General features: G+C 62.4%; 24 protein-coding genes and 1 tRNA gene. 2 read left to right on the forward strand and 23 right to left on the reverse strand.

Translation table 11 applies throughout. The annotated features are described in order from the left end of the window. Positions 1–47 precede the first annotated feature (47 nt). From BT108_RS11540 to BT108_RS11650, 23 genes are all read right to left on the reverse strand, one after another. On the reverse strand, positions 48–962 hold the full coding sequence (locus BT108_RS11540) for a DUF3577 domain-containing protein (RefSeq protein ID WP_072294730.1): 915 nt from the start codon (positions 960–962) through the stop codon (positions 48–50). Between the two features lie 376 nt (positions 963–1338). Continuing rightward, complete coding sequence (locus BT108_RS11545; RefSeq protein ID WP_072294732.1) at positions 1339–2151, reverse strand: GTPase; 813 nt, start codon at positions 2149–2151, stop codon at positions 1339–1341. A gap of 279 nt (positions 2152–2430) precedes the next feature. Continuing rightward, positions 2431–2709 (reverse strand): hypothetical protein, encoded by a 279-nt coding sequence (locus BT108_RS11550; protein WP_003158620.1) that lies wholly within the window; start codon positions 2707–2709, stop codon positions 2431–2433. 94 nt (positions 2710–2803) lie between these two features. Then, on the reverse strand, positions 2804–3541 hold the full coding sequence (locus BT108_RS11555; protein ID WP_072294733.1) for a DUF5983 family protein: 738 nt from the start codon (positions 3539–3541) through the stop codon (positions 2804–2806). A gap of 212 nt (positions 3542–3753) precedes the next feature. After that, positions 3754–4146 (reverse strand): hypothetical protein, encoded by a 393-nt coding sequence (locus tag BT108_RS11560; RefSeq protein ID WP_072294734.1) that lies wholly within the window; start codon positions 4144–4146, stop codon positions 3754–3756. A 21-nt stretch (positions 4147–4167) separates the two neighbouring features. After that, complete coding sequence (locus BT108_RS11565; RefSeq protein ID WP_003158617.1) at positions 4168–4380, reverse strand: hypothetical protein; 213 nt, start codon at positions 4378–4380, stop codon at positions 4168–4170. Between the two features lie 510 nt (positions 4381–4890). Continuing rightward, entirely contained in the window at positions 4891–5388 is a 498-nt protein-coding gene (locus tag BT108_RS11570) for a Mov34/MPN/PAD-1 family protein (protein WP_177257311.1), read from the reverse strand. Between the two features lie 20 nt (positions 5389–5408). After that, positions 5409–6980, reverse strand: coding sequence for a ThiF family adenylyltransferase (locus tag BT108_RS11575; protein WP_072294738.1), 1572 nt, complete (start codon positions 6978–6980; stop codon positions 5409–5411). Positions 6981–7114: 134 nt separating this feature from the next. Next, positions 7115–8158 carry a cyclic GMP-AMP synthase DncV-like nucleotidyltransferase gene (locus BT108_RS11580; protein ID WP_072294739.1) on the reverse strand — a complete coding sequence of 348 codons (1044 nt, stop codon included), beginning with the start codon at positions 8156–8158 and terminating at the stop codon, positions 7115–7117. Beyond that, positions 8151–9311, reverse strand: a complete 1161-nt coding sequence (locus tag BT108_RS11585) for a CBASS cGAMP-activated phospholipase (RefSeq protein ID WP_369817130.1) — start codon at positions 9309–9311, stop codon at positions 8151–8153. Before BT108_RS11585 ends, BT108_RS11580 begins: the two co-directional genes overlap by 8 nt. Before the next feature lie 551 nt (positions 9312–9862). Continuing rightward, positions 9863–11875 carry a DNA topoisomerase III gene (locus BT108_RS11590; protein ID WP_072294742.1) on the reverse strand — a complete coding sequence of 671 codons (2013 nt, stop codon included), beginning with the start codon at positions 11873–11875 and terminating at the stop codon, positions 9863–9865. Between the two features lie 269 nt (positions 11876–12144). Continuing rightward, positions 12145–12585 (reverse strand): single-stranded DNA-binding protein, encoded by a 441-nt coding sequence (locus BT108_RS11595; protein WP_072294743.1) that lies wholly within the window; start codon positions 12583–12585, stop codon positions 12145–12147. Between the two features lie 73 nt (positions 12586–12658). After that, positions 12659–13186 carry a DUF3158 family protein gene (locus tag BT108_RS11600; RefSeq protein ID WP_065985245.1) on the reverse strand — a complete coding sequence of 176 codons (528 nt, stop codon included), beginning with the start codon at positions 13184–13186 and terminating at the stop codon, positions 12659–12661. After that, positions 13183–13962: a PFL_4669 family integrating conjugative element protein gene (locus BT108_RS11605; RefSeq protein WP_072294744.1), complete on the reverse strand. Its 780-nt coding sequence runs from the start codon at positions 13960–13962 to the stop codon at positions 13183–13185. Before BT108_RS11605 ends, BT108_RS11600 begins: the two co-directional genes overlap by 4 nt. A 317-nt stretch (positions 13963–14279) precedes the next feature. After that, entirely contained in the window at positions 14280–15524 is a 1245-nt protein-coding gene (locus BT108_RS11610) for an STY4528 family pathogenicity island replication protein (protein ID WP_072294745.1), read from the reverse strand. Positions 15525–15527: 3 nt separating this feature from the next. Next, positions 15528–16088 (reverse strand): DUF2857 domain-containing protein, encoded by a 561-nt coding sequence (locus BT108_RS11615; RefSeq protein WP_022579830.1) that lies wholly within the window; start codon positions 16086–16088, stop codon positions 15528–15530. Between the two features lie 15 nt (positions 16089–16103). Then, a complete protein-coding gene (locus tag BT108_RS11620) occupies positions 16104–17732 on the reverse strand; it encodes a ParB family protein (protein ID WP_072294746.1) in 1629 nt (542 codons plus the stop codon). Next, positions 17725–17973 (reverse strand): hypothetical protein, encoded by a 249-nt coding sequence (locus tag BT108_RS11625; RefSeq protein ID WP_072294747.1) that lies wholly within the window; start codon positions 17971–17973, stop codon positions 17725–17727. Before BT108_RS11625 ends, BT108_RS11620 begins: the two co-directional genes overlap by 8 nt. Beyond that, positions 17957–18832 (reverse strand): ParA family protein, encoded by an 876-nt coding sequence (locus BT108_RS11630; protein WP_003158605.1) that lies wholly within the window; start codon positions 18830–18832, stop codon positions 17957–17959. The genes BT108_RS11625 and BT108_RS11630 overlap by 17 nt, the downstream gene beginning before the upstream one ends. A gap of 42 nt (positions 18833–18874) precedes the next feature. Next, positions 18875–19087 carry an AlpA family transcriptional regulator gene (locus tag BT108_RS11635; protein WP_003158604.1) on the reverse strand — a complete coding sequence of 71 codons (213 nt, stop codon included), beginning with the start codon at positions 19085–19087 and terminating at the stop codon, positions 18875–18877. 118 nt (positions 19088–19205) lie between these two features. After that, positions 19206–19961 carry a hypothetical protein gene (locus BT108_RS11640; protein ID WP_003158603.1) on the reverse strand — a complete coding sequence of 252 codons (756 nt, stop codon included), beginning with the start codon at positions 19959–19961 and terminating at the stop codon, positions 19206–19208. A 551-nt stretch (positions 19962–20512) separates the two neighbouring features. Beyond that, on the reverse strand, positions 20513–22441 hold the full coding sequence (locus BT108_RS11645) for a tyrosine-type recombinase/integrase (protein ID WP_072294748.1): 1929 nt from the start codon (positions 22439–22441) through the stop codon (positions 20513–20515). Between the two features lie 238 nt (positions 22442–22679). Then, positions 22680–22753, reverse strand: a tRNA-Gly gene (locus BT108_RS11650). Positions 22754–23064: 311 nt separating this feature from the next. Between BT108_RS11650 and BT108_RS13600 the strand changes: the two genes are divergently transcribed. Further along, positions 23065–23250, forward strand: a complete 186-nt coding sequence (locus BT108_RS13600) for a hypothetical protein (protein ID WP_143142483.1) — start codon at positions 23065–23067, stop codon at positions 23248–23250. Positions 23251–23272: 22 nt separating this feature from the next. Then, positions 23273–24125: DUF6531 domain-containing protein (locus BT108_RS11655; protein WP_218184860.1), on the forward strand; the 853-nt coding region annotated here is incomplete at its 3' end.

Genomic DNA, 24125 nt, shown 5'->3' on the forward strand with positions numbered 1-24125 from the left:
CTCCTTAGCGATTGGGAAGACGACAAGGCCCGCGAGGGCCTTGCCGATCAGAACGAAGCAGCCAATGCCGGCTCCTGCTTCTCGACTTCACCTTCGGACTCGCGCTCGGCGGGCTCGGCAGGCTGATCGGCAGCGGGGCCGGCGTCCTCGGCTTCGGACGCGGATGCGTCCTGGGCTGGCGGCGTCTCGGCTTGCGCGGGGCTCGTCGGATAGACCTTGGTGCCGTCGATCTTGATCAGGCCGATGTGGATCAGCGTCGATTCCAGGCTTGCGGCCGGTTCCCCAGCGCGTTCACCCTTGGTGCGGATGTACGGATCGATCTTCATGTCGTTGAGACGAAAGGCGATCAGCACCTTGCAGTCCCCTTCGATGGCCTGCACGCACCGGCGAACCAGATGCTCGGCTTCAGGGGTGGTAACGATGGTGTCGAAGTACCGATACTCCGGTTCATCGACAGGCCCGGCCAGCGCGGCGACGGTGCAAGAGAGGAACGGGTCGCCATCTTTGGGCGTGACGTCCTTCGGACGGCTGAGGTAGCCGATGCCGCGGGTGATCAGCTCGTGATGCCTGATCGAAGCCAGTTCGGCTCGGTCAAGTGGCTCGGCCTTGAGCAGTCGCGCCTTGAGGGACGCGGCGGCTTGGCCTTTCTGCTCGCCCTTGTCGCGGATGTACGCATCGCCCCACAGGTCGCCGAGGCGAAAGCGCACCAGCGGGCGCTGCTTGGGATCGTCAACGCCGATGCAGCGCTCGACCAGCTTCTTGGCCTCGGCACCCGAGACCTTGACGTCGAAATAGCGATAGTTGGGGTCCTTTGCGGAACCGACCAGCGCGGCGATGGTGCATGCCAGAAAAGGCTGCGCACGGCGGCCGCCCCGAACAGGCACTTCACGGACACGCTGGATGTAACCGATGCCCGAGGTGTGGAGGTCGAAATACGATTTCTCGTTGGACGTGGTGCTCATGGTGAATCTCCATAGGGATGAAGCGGAGACACGCCAGTCCCACGCTGCGGGGAAAGGTGCGTAACCCCGCGATGGGTTGATAAGGCGAAAGCATCCACCACCAGAGACTGGTGGCCGCTCGCGGATGGATGCGGTGCGAGCAGGCTCGGTCACGCAGTGGGAGCTGCGCCGCAACCTCGAAGACCGATGGTTGCCTGGCATGTCGCTGACAACGTCAGCAGGCATGGGCTCAGCATGGCCTCGCCTCGCGCGCGAGGCAGCCATCAATCGGCATCCGGGCGATTCCCTTTGATGAATCTCCCAGGCAGAAAAAAGGCCCTCCTTCCGAATGGAGGGAGAGCCTGTGGGGGCATGTCGCCTGGTTTTTTTCGTGGTGTCACGCAGGTACAGCGCGGCGCCGTCGGGACGTCTCCGCGCCGATCACGCTCACATCGATCAGACGCCAGCGTCCGTCGTCGATGAGCCGCTCCAGCACTTCGCCGAGCATGTCGAAGTACACCTCGTCGTGCCGATCGACCAACTCGCCGTCGCGGCGCAGCTCCACCGCATAGGTATCGCTGCCGCGCTGGTAGAGGATCGTCACCTGGCCGGCGAACTTCGCGGTCGAAACCGTGAAACTGATCGCCGGGGGCGTTTCGATGATCCTGGACGGCTTCGGATCGACCCAGGTGAAGTCGTGGGCGCCCGCATCGACCAGCATGTGGGTGATGCGCCGGAACCCGTCGGGCGCCGGCATTTCCTCCAACTGCTCGATGAGCTGACCCAGTTCCAAGCACTGCGGCTCGGGAATGGGCAGCTTGGCCGGCGCGGAGCCGAGGACGTGTGTCTTGACGGTGTAGGGAGTGCCGTCGGACATCATCTCGGTGCGCTCTTCTGGCGTGTCCGCACGCAGGCCGTCGAAACGGCGACGGACATAGGGTTGGACATGCACCTTGGTGCCCTCGCTGGGAACGGTGGTCACCAGGTTGGGATCGAGTACCGCGAACTCGCTGGGCTTGAGCTTGACGACAATGGCGTCTTCGCTGGCTGCTACCACCTTGCCGTCGAAGGGCTGGGGATCAATGACGAAGCCCAGTGTCGAGGACTGTGGTTGATCATCGAACACGCGGTACTTGAACGACCGCACGTTGCGCGGCACATGGCCTGCGACCAGCGAAGGCATCAGGGTCTTGATGAGAGAGCGATCCATGTGAATCTCCTTGAGGAAGAACAAGGGACTCCCGCCCGCAAGGGAGAGGTCCCTTGTGGGTGAATGGGCGCGATGCGTCCGTAGGAAGAAACAACCAGCACGGTTTCCCGCGCTTGCAGCCTTGAAGGTCATGGCTGCCTGGGCATGAGTCGGCAACGCCGACGAACATAGGGTAAGGATGGCCCTTGAGTGAGCGGCCTGCGCTCAGCAAACCGCACCGCGCCGCACCCGCTTTCCTGCGCCGGGACAAGAAAAGGCCCCTCGAAAGGGGCTGGGTGGTCAGGCTTGGTACACGAAGTAGTGTTCGCGCTGACGTGGAAAGAACACGTGCTTCCACGTGTCGCCGCCGGTGTTGCCACCGTCGAAAACGACCATTTCGTAGTCGTCAATGTCGGTGTCGGCCAGATCGGCGCTGGCGATATGGCGCATGTGCAGCGTGCCACTCAAGCGCTCGAATACCAAGATCTGGCCGATGGCGTCGTCCTGGCCCATGGCGTTGACGCAGGCTCCAAGCTGATGCTCGAAGTCGCGTGCGGGCGAGATGAGGTCGGGGAACATAAAGTGCTCCTATGAAATTGGACCAGCCCGGCTCCTAGAAAGGAGACGGGCTGGCATGGAGGGCAAAGAGGAAGGTGGGCTCGTGGTGTGTTTGCTAGGACTCGGCCAGCGGCAAGCCCGGCAACACGGGCGCGTCGGCGTCGAGGATGAGGATGCGCACTTCGGCCTGGCCAGCCAGTTCCAGGATTTTCGCGAGGTCGTCTGGCATGCCCTTGCTGCGGTGCTCCTGCCGAAGCTGCTCGGCGGTGATGCCATCGGCGTGCTCCAGGTTCTGGTCCGTCCAGGGCGTTGAGATCAGCTTGACGCCGATCGCCGGGCTGTACGGAACCCGAAAGGCGATGAACAAAAAGGCCTCCGGCGTGGCGAGGTCCGCCAGATTGGCGAGGTACTGGCCGGTTTCCTGGCTGATGTGCGCGCTGCTGATTTCCCAGCAGCGGCTGTAGTAGCCGGTCTCGAAACTCAGGCGCTGCACGATTTCCCGCGCGGCCTCGACCGAATAGCTGTCACCGACGTGGATCAGGCGACCGTCGAAGTCCTCGCCATGAATGGCATAGACCACGGCACCGATCACGCCATCGCCGTTAACGCCCTCATCGGCATCGCATTCGGCCAGCACCTCGGCGCTTATAGGTTCAGAGCCGTTCGTGACCACCGCGAAATCGCTGGTGACGATGCAGGAAGATGAAATCAGTTCCTGGTCGGAAAGATGTTGCTGGCTCGGGTGGATATTTCGCCAGACATGCGGGCTTCCGTCCTCGTAGCTGATGCACAGCATGCGGACGATTTTCAAGTTCCAGTAGCCGCGAACAAAGGGATTGGGATTCTGAGACATGGGAACGCTCCAGATTGAATAATGGAGCCAATTCCCGCCACCGGGAATTGGACCCGGTGGGTTGAAAAGGGAAAATGCGTCAGTCGGCGCTGATCGTTGGCTTTGATTCAGCCGCTTTACGCTGGGCTACGGAAAGGAAATCGAGGGACATGGCCGTGTGGGCGCATGTCCCTCGTGGGGAACGAAAAGACGGGGGTGTGCCGGAAACGGGCTCACCAGCCGCTGTAGTTCACCATCAAGTCGGCGATGACCTTGCGGCGTTGCAGGTCGAGACCGTCGAAGTCCGACAGCCCGTCGAAGTGGCAGCGCTTGAGCATGGCACCGCCCTCGCGCGCGTTGTAGAAGCTGACCATGGCGGACAGGAACATGCGTTCGCCGCTGCTCAGGACGCTGAGGGCATCATTGAGCAGCAGCATGTTGGGACGCAGATCCCACTTGCTCTTGGCCTGGTTCAGACCTTCACGGGTGCCGTCGCCGAACCACTCGGGACCAGCAATCTCGGCACCACGCTTCCAGGCCTCGAAGAAGGCTTGGGGCGCGGCAGCGAAATGCTGCTCTTCCCGCATGATCTGATCGACGACGTCCTGCGGCAGCAGTTGATTCATGGCGTGATTCCTCCAGTTGGATCAGGGAATGGCGAGCTGGGACCAGCCGCCTCTTTCGAGGGCACGTTGAGCCGCCGCATGGCTGCGGAAGTATTCGTGCGATTCCCGCGAAACGGGACCTTCGGTATCGCGCGTGCCGATGTAGTGGCCGGCGGCGCTTTGCAGGACTTCGAGCGGCAGGAACTTGCCGCAATAGGTCAAGGCCAACTGGCCGAAAGAGGCTTTGTGGGACATGGGTAGGCTCCTTGAAAAAGCGAGGCCTTGTCCCTCACGGAATGGCAGCTCCCGCACGCGGTGGATAAAAAGCATCGGCGTCACGGGGACGCACGTCCGCAGACTTGATGCGATACGGACTGGCGGGTTACGCGGGGAGAACCCGCGGCAGCCTGAAACCCATGGCTGCGGGCATGTGCTGACGAATCAGCGAACATGCGGGCAGCTTCGTGCGGGGGCCGCGCTGCGTCAGTTGGAAAACGGCATTCGACCCAGCCCGGATTGATCGCTCAGCCTGCTGGTCATAGCTGGCAGGGTCCGGCTATAGGGATCAGTTGAAATTGGAAGCTGTCTGGCGGAGGCTGATTGCTGCCGTTTGAGCTTGACTGGTGAGTGCCGGCAGCGCGCAAAAGTAGTCGCTCCCGGTCTGACGAATACCCGGGCGACTATGCCAGGACAACCCAGTCTGAGCAGCACATACGTCGGGAGGTGGCGATCATGGCAAGAACAAGCGTGACGCCGATGCCCATGTCAGGTTTCCTCTGGGCTCGCGCTGAGAATCCATTGATGAGCGGCTTCACTGGAGACGCTCCACACCGCGAGACCTGTTGTGCTTCGTGCCCGACCCACGATCATCATCAGCAGCGCGTTGCTGTTCAGCTGCGAACTGGCGATCAGGCGGCGCATGGCGTCGTCGTCGAGTCCCGACGCGCTGGGGTAGTCTTCGGCGTGCGTGTGCCACTCGCCCAGGTACAGCAGCCCCCGCTTGTGTCGGTCTTCAATCGCTCGCTGGGCGGCAACGGGATTGGAGCGGTAGCGATACCTAGAGCGCTCGTCACCAGCATACGGGCCGGAGGCCTCGATCACGCAGACCTGTTCGGCATTGAGCGTGCCGAACAGCTGGCCGCCAGCCTCGGTCGCCCAAGGGGTGGACTGACGGTGTCGGCTGACGTGTAGCAAGGCCAGTCGGGCAATCGAAAGAGCTTGAGAGGTGTCGGCGAGATGCCCGATGATTGAGCGCTTGGGCATCGGCTTTGCAAACGAACAGATCATTGCCAGGCAAACTCACGCACCGTCATCCGGTCGGTGAAGTTTTCTCTTGGTATGCCGCCGTTGGCTTCGACCACTGCAGGATCACCCATCCACACCCGGCGGCACGAGGCAGGCACCTTGTCCAGCAGCGTATCAAGTGCCAGCCCGGCCGCCATCCCGACCGACGGGTGCAAATCGATTACGCCGTGGGGTTGGAAACTGTTGCCGCACCCCGCCTCGACGATGAGGGCACCGGATTCATCAGGCCAATCCGTTAGACGGAAATTCGGTCGTTCCTCGCCGTCAAAGCCTGTCAGGATCGACGCCCGGCCGTAGAGTAAGACGCCATGCCCCACAGCGGCATAAGACTCCACCCAGGTGCTGAGGTGGGCTGGGGGACGTGCCAGGCTTCGCCGCCAACGGTCCAGCGCAGCCTCACCATCGAAGTCGATGCCTGCCGAGATGATCAGGTCGGTGCCGGCTAGATTTTCGAGATCCTTTGTGGTGAGCGATTCGAAACGGCGTCGAAAGGCGTGATCGAACGTCAGGTGCGGAAACTCGCGTCGCAGATGATCCTGCAGCGCGGAAGCCTTGTTGAAACCGACGTGGGACGTGCCCAGCGGATGCCGAGAGATATTGGCCGTCGTCAAACTGTCCCCGTCGATGAAGATCTGCTCGCCCACACCGGCCTGCGCAAGAAGTCGCGCCACTGCTGCACCGATGGCGCCGCAGCCGATGATGGCCACCTTGCGGTTCTTGACCAGGGCATAGCTCGAAGGGTGATCTCGGCCGTGAATCCATGCGCCGTCGACGCGCGCAACTTTGCAGCGCTCGACAGGCCGTTTCGCATAGGAGTCGATGATTCGTGCCGGCGGCACCTTCGACATATGCCGGAATCCGCGCATCACATCGCGACGCTCGGCACCTCGCAGTACCACGGCCGCAAACGCGGTGCCGGTTTGGGTGACAACCTCGAAAAGAAACGGGGACAGCAGCCCAGGTTCCAGGCACTTGCGCACCATGTCTTTCGGGAGCAACTTGGTGATCTGGTCGCCGGTCTCCGGAAACTCTCGCGGCGTCCAGGGCTGCGACAGACGGAACAGCCAGGTCGGGTAGATCTGCTTGTCACCTGGATTAGCGCCGGTGTTGTGCAGCCAACGCTTGAGTGCCTCCTTGTCGTCGGCGATCACATGACGATTCGACCTGGCATCGAAGAAGTACGCTACTTCTCGTGTCTCCTGACCCGGGGTGACGAGGCTCCACACCCGCGCTCGGTCAGCACTGTTCGTGGCGCGATGCGACCAGTAGGCCGTGAACTCCCGCTCGAACTCCTCGCGCCGCTTGGGCTTCGAAAAGTTGAGCAGTTCCTGCGCATCACGCAGATGCATCTCCACCCGGTCCGCAATCGGCGCGGAGTTCCTGCTGGACCTCAAGCACAGCAGCCCGGCCTGTTCGACGTGCGGCCAGCTATAGTCGCTGCCCGCCGCGGGCGCGAAGATCCGGGGCTGCGAGTTGGGAAATGCAGCGTCAACGGCCAGCACCAGGTGGTCGACTGTTTTCAGTTCCAGCGAACCAGCGGGGATTTTCACCTGCCAACCAGCAGCGAATCCCTTTTGGAGCTTGTCCAGTTGGGCTGCAGTCAGACGCTGCCACTGGCCCGGGCGTTGCTGCTCAAGGCCAGCTTCGATCTCACCCGCCGTCAGGGCGCGTTCTGCCTCGGTTCTCAGCCGAACCTCCCGCCACCATCGTTGCGCCGGGCGGTCTCGATCGACGTGATTGCCATGGCTGAGCCTTTACCGTCACTACTGTCACCGTTGTTGTCCGGTTGCTTCGTGAAGAAGTCAGTGTCGAACACGTCGTCCCAGGCTTCCCGCGCCTGCTTGCGGGAACAATCGGACTTGTCCAGCACCTCCAGCGTCTTAAGCGCACCGCTCAAGCAGTCGCGGAAAAAGGTGACCGCTTCGTCACCCGCTTGCGCCAGCTTGTTGGCCAGTACGGGATGGTCGATCTCGACAGATTTCTGCAACTTCTTGTCGATGGCTTTCCACGTTTCGCGCAACGCTTTGTCATCGCGATCGGCGCTGAACTGGAAGTGATCGACGACCAGCTTGGTGATGCTAATCCCGCTGGTGGTCTTGTTTTTCCAATCCACTCGGCGTGCAAACTTCTTGCTCAACTTAGTGACGCGTCGCATCTGGCTGCCGTCTGACTCGCCGGCATTCAATTCGCCCACTAGGCCGTTGAACCAGCGGGTCACCGCCCGAGCGTCAGAGCGTGTCCACTCATCACCGCTTGCCAGCTCGTAGTGCTCCACCGGATCGTCGTTCTTGTCTCTGGTGGTGACGATGCGATACACCGGGATGTCGATGTGATAGCCCGCAGCGTAGACCTGCCGGACGCAGTTGCGCTTGACGGTGGCCTCCTGCTTGAGGCGGCCATCCCACACCAGCGCATCACACACCCGTTGGCGCGCAGCCTTCGGTGTTAGCGCAACGCCCGCGTCATCCTTGAGATCGTCGGACGCGAAGTAAGCCCCGTCGTCGATGTCGTAGTCGTTGTCGTCGTCTTGCACCATGGTGCGCATCTGGTACGACCCTTGCGACCGAACCTCCTTGGGCTGCGGCCTCTTGGCTTCGTTGAGGCCGTTCTCCAGGCGCGTGCGACCCGCGTCTCGGCGCGTGCGCATCTCACTTTGTTGTTTCTTCGAGAGCGTTACGTTATCCCGATGGAAGTTGGTCATCTCGCTGTGGCAGTCAATTTCAGCCATTGGTGTTCTGCTCCTGGTTGGTGGCCGATGGGTGAGGTCTGGCGGTGGCCAGGGTGGAACGAAATTCCTGCATCTCGGTGGCTGTCGAAGCGAACGCGAAATCGACATCCGAGATCGCCTGGCGAACCAGCGCGTTGAGCACCTTTTTCCGAGCGTCGTCCATGTTGGTCAGGTAGTCACGCAGCTCGTTGGACGGGCACTGAGCCGGAAGTCGATAGGCGAAGCTGCAATCGCCACGCATCTCGGCCATCTTGCTGGTGAGGTAGTCGTATCCGACGGCTTGCGCATTCAGGCTTGCCGAGATGGCCTTGAGCCCGAAGCCCCAGCCCCAGGCGGCGCGATGCCGCCACCAGTGGATTTCCTCGCCACCCTGGGAAGGCAACGTGCCCAACATGAAGAGGTGGATGGGGCGGTTCTCACCGCGATCCTTTAGGATTTCGGTCGCCTCCATCATGCCAATCAAGCCGGGGTTGTTCGCCCAGAGGCCGCCGTCGACATAAGTTGCGGTCGCGCCGGAGCCACCTGGCTCCTGCAGGCGAGCCATCGAGCGCAGGATGGGCGCCGCGCTGGTGGCCATGCACACATCGACGAGGGTGCGCTTATTGTCTCGCCCATTCAGGCGCTTCAGGTGCTGAGACTTGAACACGACTGCCGCATGACGGGCCAGATCGAGCGTCGGCACCGCCAAGGCAATCTTGCGGTCGTCGTAGACCGACCCAATGGTGCTATCCCCCAGCGTGCCGGTCAGTGTCTTGCGCAGGGCCCGGTCTCCGCAGATGGTGCCGATGCCGAACGCGCGAACGAGCTTGCCGAAGATGGGCATCGGTCGGACCCACTGCAGCGGGAAGATCTTTTTTCCCGCCTTGGCGTAGAGTTCTTGCATCTGCGTCAGCGGCACGCCAGCTGCAAGCCCGCAGGCCACGATTCCGCCCGTGCTCGTGCCGACGACAAGGTCGAAGGCCGATCCGACGTCGAGAGGGCCTTGCAGCTTCAACTTTTCACTGATGCGCTCGGCGAAGGTGGCCAAGTAGGCGGCTTGGTAAGCGCCGCGCATGCCGCCACCGTCAAGACATAGGACCCTAAAGGGCTTCGTCTCCTCCACATGAGCTCCCTGTGGTTTGTGGTGATCTACGCTATATGGGGTGCGTTGCACTCAGTTTCAAGAGGTACTTCGCACGGAACAGTCAATTTTTCAAGACCTTAGCGTGTGATCCTGTCGGAACGTTGATCGGCGAGATAAAGGTGCCGAAGGCTCGCTGACCTTCGGCTCGGGAGGGAGTAACCACCCGTGGGCTGTTGCAGGCCCGGTCGTCGCTCGAACCGTCTGCTCATCAGCAATCACACCCGGCCCATGTCGTGGTTGGGGCCGGCATCGTCTGGCGCACATCCGCGCACAAAGGGAGCCCGTTTTTGCGCCGGTGGGCACCGGCACTGAATACCGCTGACCACAAAGGGTCTCCGGGTGGCTCGCGCGGCCAGGCAAGCCATCGGGGGACCCTTCGCAGTTGGCGGGAGAAACACAGACCAGCAGAACACGCGGGAGACGGTTCGCGGAAAAGCTACCTTCAGGTCCCGCAGCCGGGGACGGCTGGACGGGACGCGCACACGAACAAGAAGGCGTTGCGCGCTGGGCGACCCGCAGGGGCGTGCGGGACACGGGCCACGCCTTTGAAACAGGGTGCGGCCCACGGGAAACGGAGTCGGTCAGGCGCCTTTGCGGCTGCTGCTACGCGAGCGCGAAGCGCCACGCTTGGGCGGACCGGATTCGACCGGCAGCGTGCCTTTGCAGTCAGGGTAGCGACTGCACGACCAGAATGGACCGCTCTTGCCGGTGCGTTGGCGCGTCGGTGCGCCGCACTGCGGGCATGCTGGCCCATGGGGAAGCTTGATGGACAGGGACATGCTGCCGTACTGCGCGATCAACTGCGAAATCCAGGTGGCCTGCTTGCTGAGGAATACGTCCAGGGTGAGCTGTCCGGCCTCGATCATGTCGAGCGCCTGCTCCCACACCGCTGTGGTGCCGGGGTCTGCAATCTCTGCGGGCACGGCGTCGATCAGCGTGAACGCCGCATCCGATGCGCGAATGGAGCGGCCCTTCTTCACGATGTAGCCACGGGCGATCAGCACGCTGATGATGTTGGCCCGCGTCGCCTCGGTGCCGATGCCCGTTGTGTCTTTGAGCTTCTGTTTCAGACGCGGGTCGGTTACGAAACGCGCAACGCCCTTCATCGATTTGACCAGTTCGCCCTGGGTATAGGGCTTGGGCGGCATCGTCTTGAGCGCCTTGATCTCGACCTCGGCCACCTGGCACGCCAGGCCCTCACGCAGCGGGGGCAGCACCTGGCTGCGCGTTGCGGCGTCGCCGTCCTCATCCGCTTGCGGCTCGGCCAGCACCAGACGCCAACCCTTGACGACCACCTGTTTACCGGTGGCCACCAGCATCTGCTGGCCGCAGGAAAACTCAGCCACGGTACGGTCGAACGCGTGGTGCGGGAGGAACTGCGCCAGGTAATGCGCCCGAATCAGCCGGTACACCGCCAGCTCCTTCTCGCTCAGAGCAGAGAGGTTCGCCGGTTCGAGCGTCGGAATGATGCCGTGGTGCGCCGTAACCTTGCCGTCGTTCCAGGCGCGCGAACGCTGGGAGCGGTCGAGCTGACCCATGATCGGGCGCAGCGACGGGTCGGTCTTTAGCAGGCTGTCCAGGACGGCGGGCACCTCGGCGAACATGCTTTCGGGCAGGTAGCCGGAGTCCGAGCGTGGGTAGGTCGTGGCTTTGTGGGTCTCGTACAGCGCCTGGGCGATCTCCAGCGTTTCCTGTACGTCCAGCCCAAGCTGTTTGAAACAGACCTCCTGAAGGGTGCCCAGGTCGAACAGCAGCGGCGGGCCTTCGCGCACGCGCTCGGTCTCGACCGACACCACCTGGGCACTGCCCGCAGCGCGAATCTGCTGCGCCGCCTGCTGGGCGACCTGTTGTTGCAGGCAACGACCGGCGTCGTCGGTGCAGTCATCGGGCGCAACCCACAGCGCGGCGAAAGCCTGACCCTCTGCGGACAGAGACACGTCGATGCCCCAGAACGGCACCGACTTGAAAGCCGCGATTTCGCGGTCGCGGTCCACGACCAGCTTCAGGGTCGGAGTCTGGACACGTCCGACTGACAGCACGCCGTCGTAGCCAGCCTGCCGCCCGAGCACAGTGAAAAGACGGCTGAGGTTCATGCCGACGAGCCAGTCTGCCCGCGAACGTGCCAGCGCCGAGTAATACATCGGCAGCGTATCGGACGACGGCCGCAGCTTGCCGAGTGCGGTGCGGATCGACGCATCGTTGAGTGCCGATAGCCACAAGCGCTCGATGGGACCACGGTAGCTGCACAGGTCGATGATCTCACGGGCAATCAGCTCGCCCTCGCGGTCGGCATCGGTGGCGATGACGAGATGGGTCGCCTTCGCCAGAAGCGCTTTGACGACCTTCAATTGCGTGGCGGTCTTGGGTTTGACCTCGACCCGCCACTGCTGGGGAATGATGGGCAACTGCTCCAGCGACCAGCGTTTGAGCGCCGCGTCATAGACTTCGGGGGCTGCCGCTTCTACGAGATGACCGATGCACCAGGTGACGGTGACGCCGGAGCCGCTGAGACAGCCTTCACCGCGCTGCGTCGCGCCGAGAATCCGGCCAATGTCTTTGCCCTGGGAGGGCTTCTCGCACAAGAACAGCCGCATGTCCGTCCATCCGATTTCCGTGGTTCATTGAGTTGCTGGAATCGAGGATGCCGAGCACCACCAGGGGCAGCAGCAAACAAGTCGCAAGCGGTGGCGACCACTTTCACGGGATGGAAGGGCTCGGGCGGAGATAACGTGCAGCCGGGGTGTGCGGGCCGGGAGCCGCGATTTTCAGGAGCGCGTGGAAGCCGGTGGACGTAGATGGAGCTATCCCCTGGGGATAGCTCACGGGTGCATGGAGCTGCGAACAGTGGCCGGCCCATGCCGGGTCACTTCCTACGTCGCGGCTCTTTTGGCACAGCCGGTTCCAGGGCGGCCTGGGACTTTGCCTCCGCATCCTGCAGCTTCGGGCTGAGGGTCACAGACTCGATGCGGAACGGCAGGATGCCGACGCTGCGCGCGTTGATCTGCCAGGTCTCGCGCGGCTGATCTTCGTTGTCCGTCCAGGGCTCGCGCTCCATGCGGCCAACGACCAGCACGCGCATGCCTTTCTGGTAGAGGTTTTTCCAGTGCGCGGTGTCGCGGTGCCAGATTTCCACGGGCGCCCAGAAGCCACCGCGATCCTCGAAGTCGCCGCCTTTGGTGGGAACGGGGTTGTCGAAATACACGTTCAGCCGCAGCAAGCGCCGCGGCTCGTCGTTGCCGTTGGGGAACTCCCGGTACTCGGGGGGCGAACCGATGTTGCCCTCGCCAGAAAAATGCGTGCTCATGTTGCAATCTCCGTGGTGGTTGAAATACCCGCACCTGGTCGGTGACGGGCGCGTGCTGGGTTGCCCCGCGCGATCACCGATCGCGCAGCGCGGGTGGGGTGGACTTGAGCCGGCGCAGGTAGGCGTCTTCCGCCTCGGCGGCCTTGCTGGCGCACTCCTGGGCCTGCCTGCCCAAGGTGTGCAACAAGCTGATCTGCATGTTCAGCGTGATGCGCTGAAGCTCGATCGCGTGCAGGTCGGCCAGCAGGTTGACCGGCGTGCTGGTGCTCGCCATCAGTTCCTGCCACAGGGCCACGCCCATGGCCGAGCGGTCGTGCCTGCGCCAGCGAAGGAACGTCGTTCCCGCGCCAGTTGCCTGTTGGGCCAGCTCCACGGGCAGCAGATGGAAGGGATGCCCGGCTGCCTGTTGCAGCACCTGTCGCTGTGCCAAGCCAATCAACTCGTCGCGCATGGCGAAGCACTGGCTGGCCCAGGCCTCCAAGTCCCCTTTACCTTTAAAGGGCTTTAAAAGGCCTTTTTGAGAGCCTGCGTGTTCCAGCCGCATGAAGGCTGTCTGTTGCAGAGGACGGAAGTAGCGGGTGTCGCAGTTCGGGTCGCTCATGCCTGCTCGTCCTCGCCGGCCGTCGCTTCGGATGCCTCGCTGGCGGCGGCCTCGTCGCTGGGGGATGCGGCTGCGGCAGGACCGTCACCACGCTGCTGCAGGCCACGGCGCACGATGGGCGGAGCGAACTTCGAGCGGCGCGTGCCTTCCAGCACGTCCTGCGGCAACTCGCCGAATTTCTCCAGCGCAGCCCGCGCAGCCGCATTCTTGGAGGCAAAGTCGTCGCGGGTGCAGCCCGAATAGCGGTACTGCTGGGCCAGGCTGAAAAGACTGCGCAGTACATGCGCGCCTTCGTTGAGCCAGCGTTCGAGCGTCGAGCGATCGATCAGTGCCGTGTGGTGTGCGAGGATCAGCTTGCGGGCGATGTCGTCGTAGTCGGCGAGCAGATACACCGCGGCAAAGCCCAACTGCGCATTGACGAACAGCGGCAGCTTGACGGGCTGGACGTTGAGGTTTTCGCCTAAGCTGAGTGCCGGCGGCACGCTCGCCAGCGCCTGATCCACCTGCTCGCACAGCGATTGCAGCGTGGTCTTGGTCTGGTCGAGCTTGACCTCGATGCGCAGCATCCACCAATCCGAGTACGGGTCGTCCTGTTCCGAACCGCGCCGCATCTTGTTCATTTGGGCGATGTAGCCGTTCAGGCCAACGATGCCCGGTCGCCCCTCGGCGGCGGCACGGCCATGCCAGATGCGCGAAGCGTGGTGCGTGTGAAGCGTCAGCGACATCGCGCTGCGTAGGGAGCCGAGATTCAGTTGCAGTGGTTCATTGGTTGCCATGGTGTCCGCTCGTTGTGTGGAAAGGAGCGGTCAGCTTCGGCAGGAAGCGGAAGGCCGTCAGTCAACAAACCGAAACCTGCCAGACCCCGGTTCAGCGCGTGGTGGCCGCCTGCGGCGCGAGCTATCCCCTGGGGATAGCTCCATGGAGCGCCAACGAACGCTGCACGTCGGGATCAGGGTGGACAACGCCGATGCTGCTGCAGATGTTCGAGGCCAGGCTTGCGACTGCACGGCATCCGCCCCAACGGTGGAACTATCCCCAGGGGATAGCTCTATTGGCATCCATGGGCGTCCACTTCACGGCCTTGTCAGCCGGCTCACTTGCTGGCGAGCAGATCTCGCAACCGCTCGATGTGCTGCCTGGCGACTTCTGGAGGCACCGGCTTACCCTGCGTTTGGGCCGACGATGTGGGTGGTGGCCGTTCGTTTGGCGGAGCGGGTGCCGGTGGCGAGTCTTTCTTGGCCCAGGCATTGAACTCGCCGTGGATGGCTCGCTGGATGATGCCGAATAGATACCCAGCGGGATTGCGGATGCCGTGGTTGCTACAACGCGCGGCCCATTCGTCCAGCACGTCCTGCCTCAGCGAGGCATCAACCTGCTGCAGTGCCACCTTGGCACCCGCCTGCTGTTCCGCCTTCAGTTGCGCAAAGCGCTTGGGCCATTGCAGATCGTCCAGCGCGCGCGCCTGCGCAGTAGTACGTATTTCATTAATACAACTACTACGTACTGTACGGCCCTGCTTCGGATTCCGAAGAGAGACGTCTGGCGCGGGTTTCGGCTCTGCTTCGGAATCCGTAGAGGGGCGTTCGCCATTCCGAAGAAGGCTCGGAACCCCTTCTTCGGAATCGTGAATGGCGTCTTCCTGTGGATAACTATCGCTGGCCGTAAAGTCCTGGTTGGCGAGACGTTCGGCCATCACCTGCAACCGTGACGGGAGGGTGCGTCCGGCCAGTAATGGGTCTTCACCGATTTCCTTGAGCGTGTGCAGGCCCACGATCTGCACGGCCTTGGCAGAATGGCCGAGCGCCTGGCTGACGAGTTGCAGGTAGTCGGGGTCGAGCTGCATGGCCTCGAACGGTGTCAGGGACTCGTCGTGCAGCACGTACAGATTGCCGAGGATGCGGCCGGTTTTGGGGTCACGCCGTCGCTGAACCAGGCTCAGCCAGCGGGTCAGGCGCATCAGTGTCAGCGCCCGTGCTACGGTTTCATGCGAGGCTTGGCCCGCGCAGGGCATGGACGCCAGCCAGGGTCGCAACTGCTCGTAGGTGGGAAATGCAGTCACGCCATCGTCGTTGAGCATCAGCCGGAACACTTGCCAGGCGTTTCGTTCCAGCGGTGTCAAGCGGCGGTCAAGGAACAACTTGCGTGGCACCGTCTCGTGCCGGTTGCCACTGAACAGGAAAGCATCGCCGGAGGTGGGCGTGGGCGACTGTGCAGGTGTAGACGCAGGTGCGCTGGGGGCGGGCTTGGGGGCAAGGTCTTTCAGCGCAGCATCGAACAGTGCTGCCAGTGCGATGGGGCCTTGGCGTCGGACTCGTGATGCGGGTTCGTCCACGGCCATGACTCAAGCCAATCCCTGATCGACCCAGCCCTTGATCGAGGCCCAGACTACCGACAGAGGCAGCGACATGCCTTCGGCCAAGTCCATGGCGGCATCGAGGATGGAGGTTTCGTCTTCGAGATCGACGGTTCTGCTGTTGGTCACGGCCTTCCATTGCCGCCACAGCTCCGTGTCCTGCTCCTCGTCCAGCACGGGGTGCCGACCCTTGCGCTTGGGCAGGCCGAGGATTTCACGGCGAAGCGCTACTTCCTGATGCGTCAAGCCATAGAACTTGCTGACCATCTCGGTGCTCGCGCCCAGTCTGAGCATGCGATCGACTGTGGCGATTTCCTTCTCCACGTCCTGTGCCTGCTGGAGCAGCCGCCGCAGCACTTCGCGGTTGACCGTCACTGAGCACCACGAGACGTTGGCGTTGGCCAGCACGCTGATCAGCGCGGGATGCTTGAGGGCGTCCAACTCTGCCTCGCCAAACCCCATCAGTTTGCAGCGGCGCAGTTGCCCATTGCGCAGGTCATAGAGGGCCTGGGCAATGACAGCCTGGTTGAGTGGGTGTGCTGTGGACATGCTGGCCTCCCTCGCTTAGGTTCCAGAGTCCGCAGCGCCGGCTTCGAGATCGAGCAGGCGGCGGGCCAGTCGCAGCAGGCGGAACAGCTTGACCAGCGCGGTGTCGCTCAATCGTCGGGTTACGTCACCCTGGCCGTGCAGCAGCGCCGGCAGGTCGATGACGAGTTGCCCGTTGTCCAGACCGACGTCGGCGGGCTGCTGACCGGCCAGGCAAGCCAACAACGCATGGACGGCACGGCCCAGCGGCGCAGGGTCGGTGGTGCGAGCACGGCAGGCGAAGCCGATGCCGTCTGGGCGGTCATCGATGCACTCGCCCAGGTCTACCTCGACCGCAATCTCGCGGGCAAACTGCGCGACGTGGATGCGCAGGTGCCCGGGTGTGTCCAGGCCGGGGGCGATGTACCAGACATCCGAGATCGGATAGAGCCCGCCAGCCTGCACTGGGATGGACTGCAAGACATTCGCCGAGAAGTCGTGCGGCAGTGCATCGCCCAACTGGTCGGCGACCATGCGCTGGATGAACTCAAGCCGTTCGGTTGTCGGCGCCGGGGAGACAATGTGCTTCTGAAGCAGGTCACCATCTGCTGCCGGACTGACCGCGCCCGAATGACTGTCATCCGCGTCGCTCTCGTCCGTCGAGGGCGTTGCCGTCGGCCTCGTGGCAGGTGGCGCGGTATTGGCAGGTGGGCGCGCGATGGCCTCTGGCTCTGGCAAGGCAGGCGGTGACGAGGGCGGCGTCGGCTCGCTGACCAAGGCACGCTGGCGGCTCTCGGATTCGGTCATGTCCAGAGCGAGCACGTCGTAATCGACGTCCAGAAATTCGGTCATCTGGCCGATCAGCTCGTCCTGTACGCGCTGCGCAGAGAACTCGTCGGCCTGGACATCGAATTGCGACAGCACTTCCTGAAAGAACTCGTCGAAGTCCTGAACCAGTGAGCGGCCTTTGGCGTAATGCGCCCAGGTGCGCTCGCAGGCCTTGCGCATGACCGACAACCGCTCGACCTGGTGACGCCCCAGGCCGGCGTAGAGCACGGTCGGGATTGAGGGCAACAGGTAGCGTACCGCGTCGGCCATCCGGCTGATGTGCGACTGTTGCACGGGGTATCCGTCGGCGGCCAGGCGGCGGGCCAGCTCGGACTGGCTCAGGGTGGAGCCGCTTTCCAGTTCGTAGAATTCGCGCGCTTTCTCGACGCCCAAAGCGCGCTCGATGAAGGTGAGGCCACCGCGCAGTTCGTTTTCCGCAAGATGCCCGGTGAGCGCGACGATCTCGCCACGCTCGGGCCATGGGCGGAACAGGCATGAGATCCGAAAAAAACGTTCGTCCCTGGTCTCCGACCAAAGTTCGCGCAGGATTGCCAGTCGCGTGTTGCCGCCATTGCGGATGATGTAGTGATCGTCGCCGGGCCGCCGGGTGATGGCCGGAGCCGCGTCCAGGCCACGTTCGCGGATGGATGCCTTGATTTCCTCGTACACCGGATTGCGCTTCTTGCGCGGGTCGTGGTCGTAGGGGCGCAATTGGTCGAGCGTCACGACCATGGGCGTGTCGGCGATCGGGTCGCTCAAGGTCGTTGCTGACGGGCCGCTGCGCTCGAACCCGGACGCAAGCAGTTTGCCGGCCATCTGCTGGGAAGTGATCTCAGTCATGGCCGCCCCCCTGCGCTTGGGATCGGGTCTCGCGCTCGGCGCGACGGATCTGCGCACGGGCGTTGAGGGCTGCCCGGTGATCGCTGGCCGTCGAACTGGTGTAGATCGCGGCGCAGCCTGACTTGGTGAACTTGAGGTGACCGCCCGCCGTGCGCTTGACGTGCCAGCCTTCGTCCACGGCGAACTCGATCAGGGCGCGCAGCCGGCTGTGACCTCGGGCCAGTTCATGTGCGTTGGCCATGGGGCCTCCTGGTATCAAGAGGCTGTGGCGGACGGCCGGACACTGCGGCAAATCGATCCTGCCACTGCGGGAGCAATTCGCCGGCAAGATCGCGCATGGTGGCGAGCGCGGCGGGAGCGACTCTGCCCACTGGCTGGCGGTACTCGACCCGATGCACCGGCAGGCCGCGCGTAGCAGCACGCGGATAAGCCTCAATGGCCGGCACGTCGGTAGCCAACACACGGATGTCAGCATGGTCCTGGAACAGATCGCGCAGCGCCTGCTGGATCAGGCGGGCGTTGGCGGACACCGGATGGACGCGGTTGATGAGCAGATGCAGCGGCGGCGGCGCGATGCCCAGCTGCCGGTACGGTGCAATGTCCTCCAGCAACTGCATGGTGCCGCGCCGCAGCTCGCGGGCGGCGAGAATTTCCGGGGTCACGGGTGACAGTGCGAGGTCGGAGGCCAGCACCGCCATCTCCAGCAGCACCGAGCGCGCGCCCTGGGTGTCGATCAGCACCAGGTCGTAGAGGGGATTGAGCGCCGGAAGCAGATGCCGCAGCCGCAAGCGCCCGTCCGGCGCGTGCAGCAGCAAAGTGTTCAGTTCGCCTCGGTGGTCGTTGGAGAGCACCAAGTCCAGGCCCGCGATGATCGTGCGGGACACAAGCTGGTCGAGGTCGCGCTCGTTGAAGGCCAGCAATTCATAGATACCGCCCGGCGCGCGGTGAGCCAGCTCATAGTATGAGGACAAGGTGGGCTGCACATCGAGGTCGAGCAGCAGCACGCGCAGTCCGGCGTCCGCAGCGAGACCGCCGAGGTTCGCAGCGGTGGTGGTCTTGCCGACCCCACCTTTGGTTGAAATGATGGATACGACCTGCATGGCGTTCTCCGTGTCAAGATGAAAAGTCCGCGGGAGAACGGGTCAGGCCCGGTTGTTGACGCGCTCGTCGATCCACTGATCGATTTCGATGGAGTCCCAGCCTACGGCGCGCACACCCAGACGCAGGGCCTGCGGGAACTGGCGTTTCTTCATCAGGTTGTAGATGTGGGCGCGCTTGAAACCGGATTTCGCTTCGACTTCTTCCAAGCGCAGGATGCGGCGCTCGTTTGGCTGCAGTACAGATGTTTGCGACATGGCAGTCACTCCTGAACGCTCAGCGGCGTTTGTTGGCGTGACCTCTATTCAATAGACACGGCTGCGAAAAGACATTGCAAATGCAATCTCCGCGACTGCACATACAAGCTGGCAAATCTCAGCGGGAGGCGCTACGCAGCCGGCGCCTGGCGGTGGCAAACTTACCGTTCAATGTCCGCTCCGCGATGCCCATGGCGCCGCTGTGATGGGCGACCAGCGCGCTGACCACGGCCTCCTGCGTCTTGAAGCTGGAGTACGGCGTGCCCGATGGCGACTGGCCGAGCATCAGCTCCAACAGGCCGCCAACGATGTTCAGGTAGGTGGCCTCGGCTCGATCACTGATCGGACACTGCGCGCATGCCGGAATCACCGTGGGCTGCTTGAGCAGCGCGTCATGCTTGTCCTGCAACTCGCGAAGCTGACGTTTGGTCTGTTCCAGGACGGATTTCAAAGCCTGGCGTTCGACCAGCATGGCTTGCCCTGTTTCCAGAGAGATGAAGGGATGGGTGATGCGCTCGCTGCGGGAGAAGAGAAAGCCGGGCCGCTGCTCGGGGTAGTGCTGGCGCATCCAGCACTTCAGATCGACATGGCGCACCGTCAGATCAGGCGATTCGATCAACGTGGTGTCGCGCGTCGTGATGCCGTGCTGCCCGAAGGGCAGTTCCCCGTTGAGGATGCCGTCATAGATGCGGTCGGTGTACAGCCGCAGTTCGCCCAAACGTGGGCAGTCCAGCGACTGCGGCAGATTCATCGGCGACGAGACCGAAGCCAGAATCACCTGCTCGTATCGCAGCAGTCCGGCCCAGCGGATGGACGCTTCGAGCGGGCGGTAGAACACCTTTGATGTTGGTGCATCATTTTTGTTCTCGTGCATGCTCCGTCTCCTTCCAGGAGAAGAACTACAGGGCCGACTGCTTTTGCAGCCGTCCCCATGGTCGGCCTGTTGTCCGCGCAAGACGCGAGTGATGACGCCCGCTTTTGATTACTTCTGATCAGTTCGCGCAACGAGTAGGCGTTGTGTGCTCGATGTACAAAAATCCATTGAGCACAAGAAAAGCGAGCGTCCGTCGCGGCTCGACAGTGACGCTTGCGCTATCAGGATCGTGAGAAGTGGCGGTTCACGCAAAACCGTATCGGTATGGTCTGATACGGCAGCGGGTTGAAAAAACTGCGAGCGGTCGGAATCTATTGATCGGGGCTTGGGATTGGCTGCGGAAATCCGCTGGCGTCATATCCGATCAGGATACTGATATAGCGAGATAGCATCACAGAGAAGTCGCCTATGGTGACTGCCAAGCGCAGATTCGACGCTAAACACTGCCTGCCAATACTTGGAAATCGCGAGTTGGCGGGTGGTCATGCAACGATCGACCTATTGGTTCCCTGCTTGGACCTTGACCGGACGGGCTGCCGTCCGGCCTCAGCTCAACGGGCGACCAGATCTTCGGGCGTATCAACCAACATTGCCGTTTTTACCAGGCGCTCTACAGTCTGCCTGGCCAGCACCGGAGATACTTCCGATTGCTCTGCAAGCTCATCGGTTTCTATGGCATGTGCGGCGACCAGTCGAGCTGCAAGATGCAGGTTGGTCGGATCGACTGCCTCGATGACTGGACACTTGCCCAGGGCATCGTATGGCCGCAGCAGTGCGTGATAGATGTGCCAGGTGTCGATGCCGCGCGGCACCAGCTTCAGGACAGCCTGAATCAGCTTGCGTTTGATGGGGTCGAGTTGCCAGTCCGGGACGCGCTGTCCACGGTGACCCAGATGGATCGACAGGAGATTGCCAGCCTGAATCTCGTAAGTGATCCAGCGGCGGGACTTGCCAACCAGCTTGGCGTAGTCGGCCACCGACAGGTTGTGGGATGCCTCGAACATCTCCAGCAATTGCAAGCGCTCGCGCTGCACCTCTGACAGCGTGGGTCGCGCGTACTCGGGCAGATGCACCGCCGAAAGTCGATAGACGGAAGCTGGAACCGCTGGCGCATCCGGTGCAGGCGCAACGATCAACTGAGGGGCGTTTGGATTCATGGCGGGCGGCTGCGCTGCCGCCTGTCCGGCAATCGTGGGCAGACCCTGCAGCGTGATGGTCAGGTGCGTGCTGGCAACTTCGACCTGATTCTGCTCGAACAAGTCCAGGCGGTCGGCCCAGTCTTGCATCATGACGCGGCGCTGCTCGACGTACTCGGCGTGGTTGTAGGTCGCGCTGATCCGATCCGGATCGGCATGCGAGAGTTGGGCGTCTACCCACTTGGGCGGATAGCCCAATTCATTGAGCGCGGTCGATATGGTGGCGCGAACGCCGTGCCCAGTGAGCTGATCTTCATAGCCCATGCGCTTGAGCGCGCCATTGAGCGTGTTCTCGCTGAGAGGTTTTTTCAGGCACCAATCACCGGGAATGAGATAGACCTGCGCTGGCTTCAGATTTCCCAGCAGATGACGAACGACTTCTTGTGCCTGCAACGACAGTGGCACGATGTACGGCGGGATGTCGGCGAAACGCTGGCGCTTCTTCTTGGTGAGCTGCTTGCGTTGCTTGAGCCTGACAACCGGGATGATCCACAGACCGCGCTCCAGATCGAACTGATCGGGCGTGGCGTAGCGCAATTCACCGGTGCGCACGCCCGTGAGCAGCAGCAGACGTAGACCCAGTTGCGTATTCAGGCGGCCGCTGTACTTGCGCAACGTCTGCAGCATTGCCGGCAGTTCGGGCATGCGCAAAAAGGGGTTGTTCTCCACCGGCGGCAGCGGCATCGCCACCACATCCAAATCCTTGGCCGGGTTGTCGCCCATGTTGGGCACCACCACCGAGGCGTAGGTGAATAGCTGGCTGAACCAGGTGCGCAGCTTCTCGGCGACCGACAGCGAGCCACGTTTTTCCACTCTGCCGATGATGTCCAGCAGGTGGGCGCGAGTGACGTCGTAGACGGTCAGGTGGCGCAATACGGGAAACACATCCTTGGCGAAGACGCGCCCGATCTGTTTGGGCGTGCTCTGGCGGCCCTCATTTTCCAGAGAGAGGCTGCGGTGGGCCAGCCATTTGTCGTAGATGGCCTGGAAGGTGTGCTCGCCCGCCAGGACAATCACGTGGCGTTTGCGCTTGCGTTCCGAATGCGGGTTGATGTCCTTGGCCAGCAGCGACCGCGCCTCTTCACGCAAGTCGCGAGCCTGTTTCAAGGAGAGGGCCGGATAGCCGCCAAACGTGATGCGCTCACGCTTGCCCAGCCAGGAATAGCGGAAGTGCCATACCTTGCTGCCGATGGCGGAGACGTAGAGGTAAAGGCCGTCGAAATCGGCAAGCGAGTACGGCTTGCCGGTGGCCTTGGCTTGCCGAGCCATGAGGTCCGAGAGCATATGTCCAACTCCAGAAGGCGAGTTGAATGCAATCGTTCCCTTCTAACGCCAGCTCCTCCAGCAACAATGCGGCAAGGGAAGCTCGCGCATTGTTTGGGCCACTTTTTGTACCAGTTTGAGCTGGCTGCCAGTGGATTTTGCTGGATGTCAGTGGATCGAGGCTTGGTGAAAATCCTCAATCCTGACAATGACTTGCGACGTTCCCTGGCGTTCGGTGGAAGGCCCTGGAAAGTCGAAGTGGAGCGGGTGAAGGGAATCGAACCCTCGTCGTAAGCTTGGGAAGCTTCTGCTCTGCCATTGAGCTACACCCGCCGCTACCCCGATTATACGCTACCGCGGGCAAGGCAGATATCGGTGGCAATGGGCCGCCACGAGGCGCGGATGGAGCGAGCGCGGCCTTTTGCGCACATGATAATCCACGCTATCCAATGCCGTCGGTTTCCGGCCAAGTCCACGCAAGTTTGCGTCAAGTCCAGATGTGATCCGTATACGAGGATCAAGATAAACTTGACAATTGCGAATGATAAGCGTTTACTCTCAAATTACTGCTCAGCATGAGTTAATTGTATGGATAGGCAGTCTGCAAGTCATCTGAAACCGCATTTTCATCGGAGAGAAACGACATGAAATTTCTGACTGGGGCGACTTATGGCTGGATACCCAGAGGTGGGGCTATTTCCCGCATGTGCAAGTTGATGTTCCTGGGGCTCACCTTTGCTTCGTTCAGCACCCCGGCATTGTCCGGGTCGGTCGTGTATATCTACGACGCGGCAGGGAATCGTGTCTCCGATCTGACCATTATTCCTTGATTCGACGTTTCCACCAAGCGGCGTGCGCATCAGCGCAATCATAGAAGGCAATCTCGCAGGCGGGTTCTCGTCGTCGCGTCAATTGCCGGCACCCTACGTCGGCAACACCCTGAACAATTCCTGGAGTCCGCCGGCGCTGACCTATTCCACCGGCAGGAGTTTTGGCGACCCCATCGACATGGTCAAGGGCAACTACCTGTATGCCAATGACGACATCGGTGTGGGGGTGGGAAGCCCTCCGCATGCGCTCATCCTGCAAAGAGCCTACAGCTCGGGCGCGCGTGCCCAGGCGGGTCCCCTGGGCAAGGGCTGGAGCCATAACCTTGCCTCCAGTGTTTTCGTGAGCAGCGACGGCTTCCAGGGCATGGGCGAGGATTCGGCCCTGGATGCGGTGACGACCCTGGTGGAGCAAATGGTCTCTTTCGATCTGCTCTCCGATACGGCGAAGCCCCTGGACAAGATGGTCATCGCCACGCTGGGCCAGCGCTGGTTCGGCGACCAGCTGCTCGACAATACCGTGATCGTGCGCCAGGGGTTGAACGGCGAGGTTTTCGTCAAGCTGCCGGATGGCACTTACAATCCCCCTCCCGCCAATTCCGTCAGGCTGATCAAGAACGGCGATGGCACCTATACCTACGAGACAGTCAACCGCGACAAGCTCAACTTCAATTCTGCGGGGAAGATCGCCACTTACAACCATGCGAACGGCCTGCAGGTCAAGTATACATATACCGGCGACAACCTCACCCAGGTGCAGAACAGCCTGGGCCGCACCCTGACGTTCACCTACGTTTCGGGACGCATCACCGCCGTGGGAGATGGCAGCCGCAGCATTGGTTACGCCTATGACGGCAGCGGCAACCTTTCCACCTTCA

The organism is Nitrosovibrio sp. Nv17 (assembly GCF_900119085.1).
Lineage (GTDB): Bacteria > Pseudomonadota > Gammaproteobacteria > Burkholderiales > Nitrosomonadaceae > Nitrosospira.

Bases quoted from the DNA above. Each gene is read 5' to 3' on its own strand.
- BT108_RS11540 (WP_072294730.1), bottom strand. From the start codon at position 962: ATGAGCACCACGTCCAACGAGAAATCGTATTTCGACCTCCACACCTCG.
- BT108_RS11545 (WP_072294732.1), bottom strand. From the start codon at position 2,151: ATGGATCGCTCTCTCATCAAGACCCTGATGCCTTCGCTGGTCGCAGGC.
- BT108_RS11550 (WP_003158620.1), bottom strand. From the start codon at position 2,709: ATGTTCCCCGACCTCATCTCGCCCGCACGCGACTTCGAGCATCAGCTT.
- BT108_RS11555 (WP_072294733.1), bottom strand. From the start codon at position 3,541: ATGTCTCAGAATCCCAATCCCTTTGTTCGCGGCTACTGGAACTTGAAA.
- BT108_RS11560 (WP_072294734.1), bottom strand. From the start codon at position 4,146: ATGAATCAACTGCTGCCGCAGGACGTCGTCGATCAGATCATGCGGGAA.
- BT108_RS11565 (WP_003158617.1), bottom strand. From the start codon at position 4,380: ATGTCCCACAAAGCCTCTTTCGGCCAGTTGGCCTTGACCTATTGCGGC.
- BT108_RS11570 (WP_177257311.1), bottom strand. From the start codon at position 5,388: ATGCCCAAGCGCTCAATCATCGGGCATCTCGCCGACACCTCTCAAGCT.
- BT108_RS11580 (WP_072294739.1), bottom strand. From the start codon at position 8,158: ATGGCTGAAATTGACTGCCACAGCGAGATGACCAACTTCCATCGGGAT.
- BT108_RS11590 (WP_072294742.1), bottom strand. From the start codon at position 11,875: ATGCGGCTGTTCTTGTGCGAGAAGCCCTCCCAGGGCAAAGACATTGGC.
- BT108_RS11595 (WP_072294743.1), bottom strand. From the start codon at position 12,585: ATGAGCACGCATTTTTCTGGCGAGGGCAACATCGGTTCGCCCCCCGAG.
- BT108_RS11600 (WP_065985245.1), bottom strand. From the start codon at position 13,186: ATGAGCGACCCGAACTGCGACACCCGCTACTTCCGTCCTCTGCAACAG.
- BT108_RS11605 (WP_072294744.1), bottom strand. From the start codon at position 13,962: ATGGCAACCAATGAACCACTGCAACTGAATCTCGGCTCCCTACGCAGC.
- BT108_RS11610 (WP_072294745.1), bottom strand. From the start codon at position 15,524: ATGGCCGTGGACGAACCCGCATCACGAGTCCGACGCCAAGGCCCCATC.
- BT108_RS11615 (WP_022579830.1), bottom strand. From the start codon at position 16,088: ATGTCCACAGCACACCCACTCAACCAGGCTGTCATTGCCCAGGCCCTC.
- BT108_RS11620 (WP_072294746.1), bottom strand. From the start codon at position 17,732: ATGACTGAGATCACTTCCCAGCAGATGGCCGGCAAACTGCTTGCGTCC.
- BT108_RS11625 (WP_072294747.1), bottom strand. From the start codon at position 17,973: ATGGCCAACGCACATGAACTGGCCCGAGGTCACAGCCGGCTGCGCGCC.
- BT108_RS11630 (WP_003158605.1), bottom strand. From the start codon at position 18,832: ATGCAGGTCGTATCCATCATTTCAACCAAAGGTGGGGTCGGCAAGACC.
- BT108_RS11635 (WP_003158604.1), bottom strand. From the start codon at position 19,087: ATGTCGCAAACATCTGTACTGCAGCCAAACGAGCGCCGCATCCTGCGC.
- BT108_RS11640 (WP_003158603.1), bottom strand. From the start codon at position 19,961: ATGCACGAGAACAAAAATGATGCACCAACATCAAAGGTGTTCTACCGC.
- BT108_RS11645 (WP_072294748.1), bottom strand. From the start codon at position 22,441: ATGCTCTCGGACCTCATGGCTCGGCAAGCCAAGGCCACCGGCAAGCCG.
- BT108_RS13600 (WP_143142483.1), top strand. From the start codon at position 23,065: ATGAAATTTCTGACTGGGGCGACTTATGGCTGGATACCCAGAGGTGGG.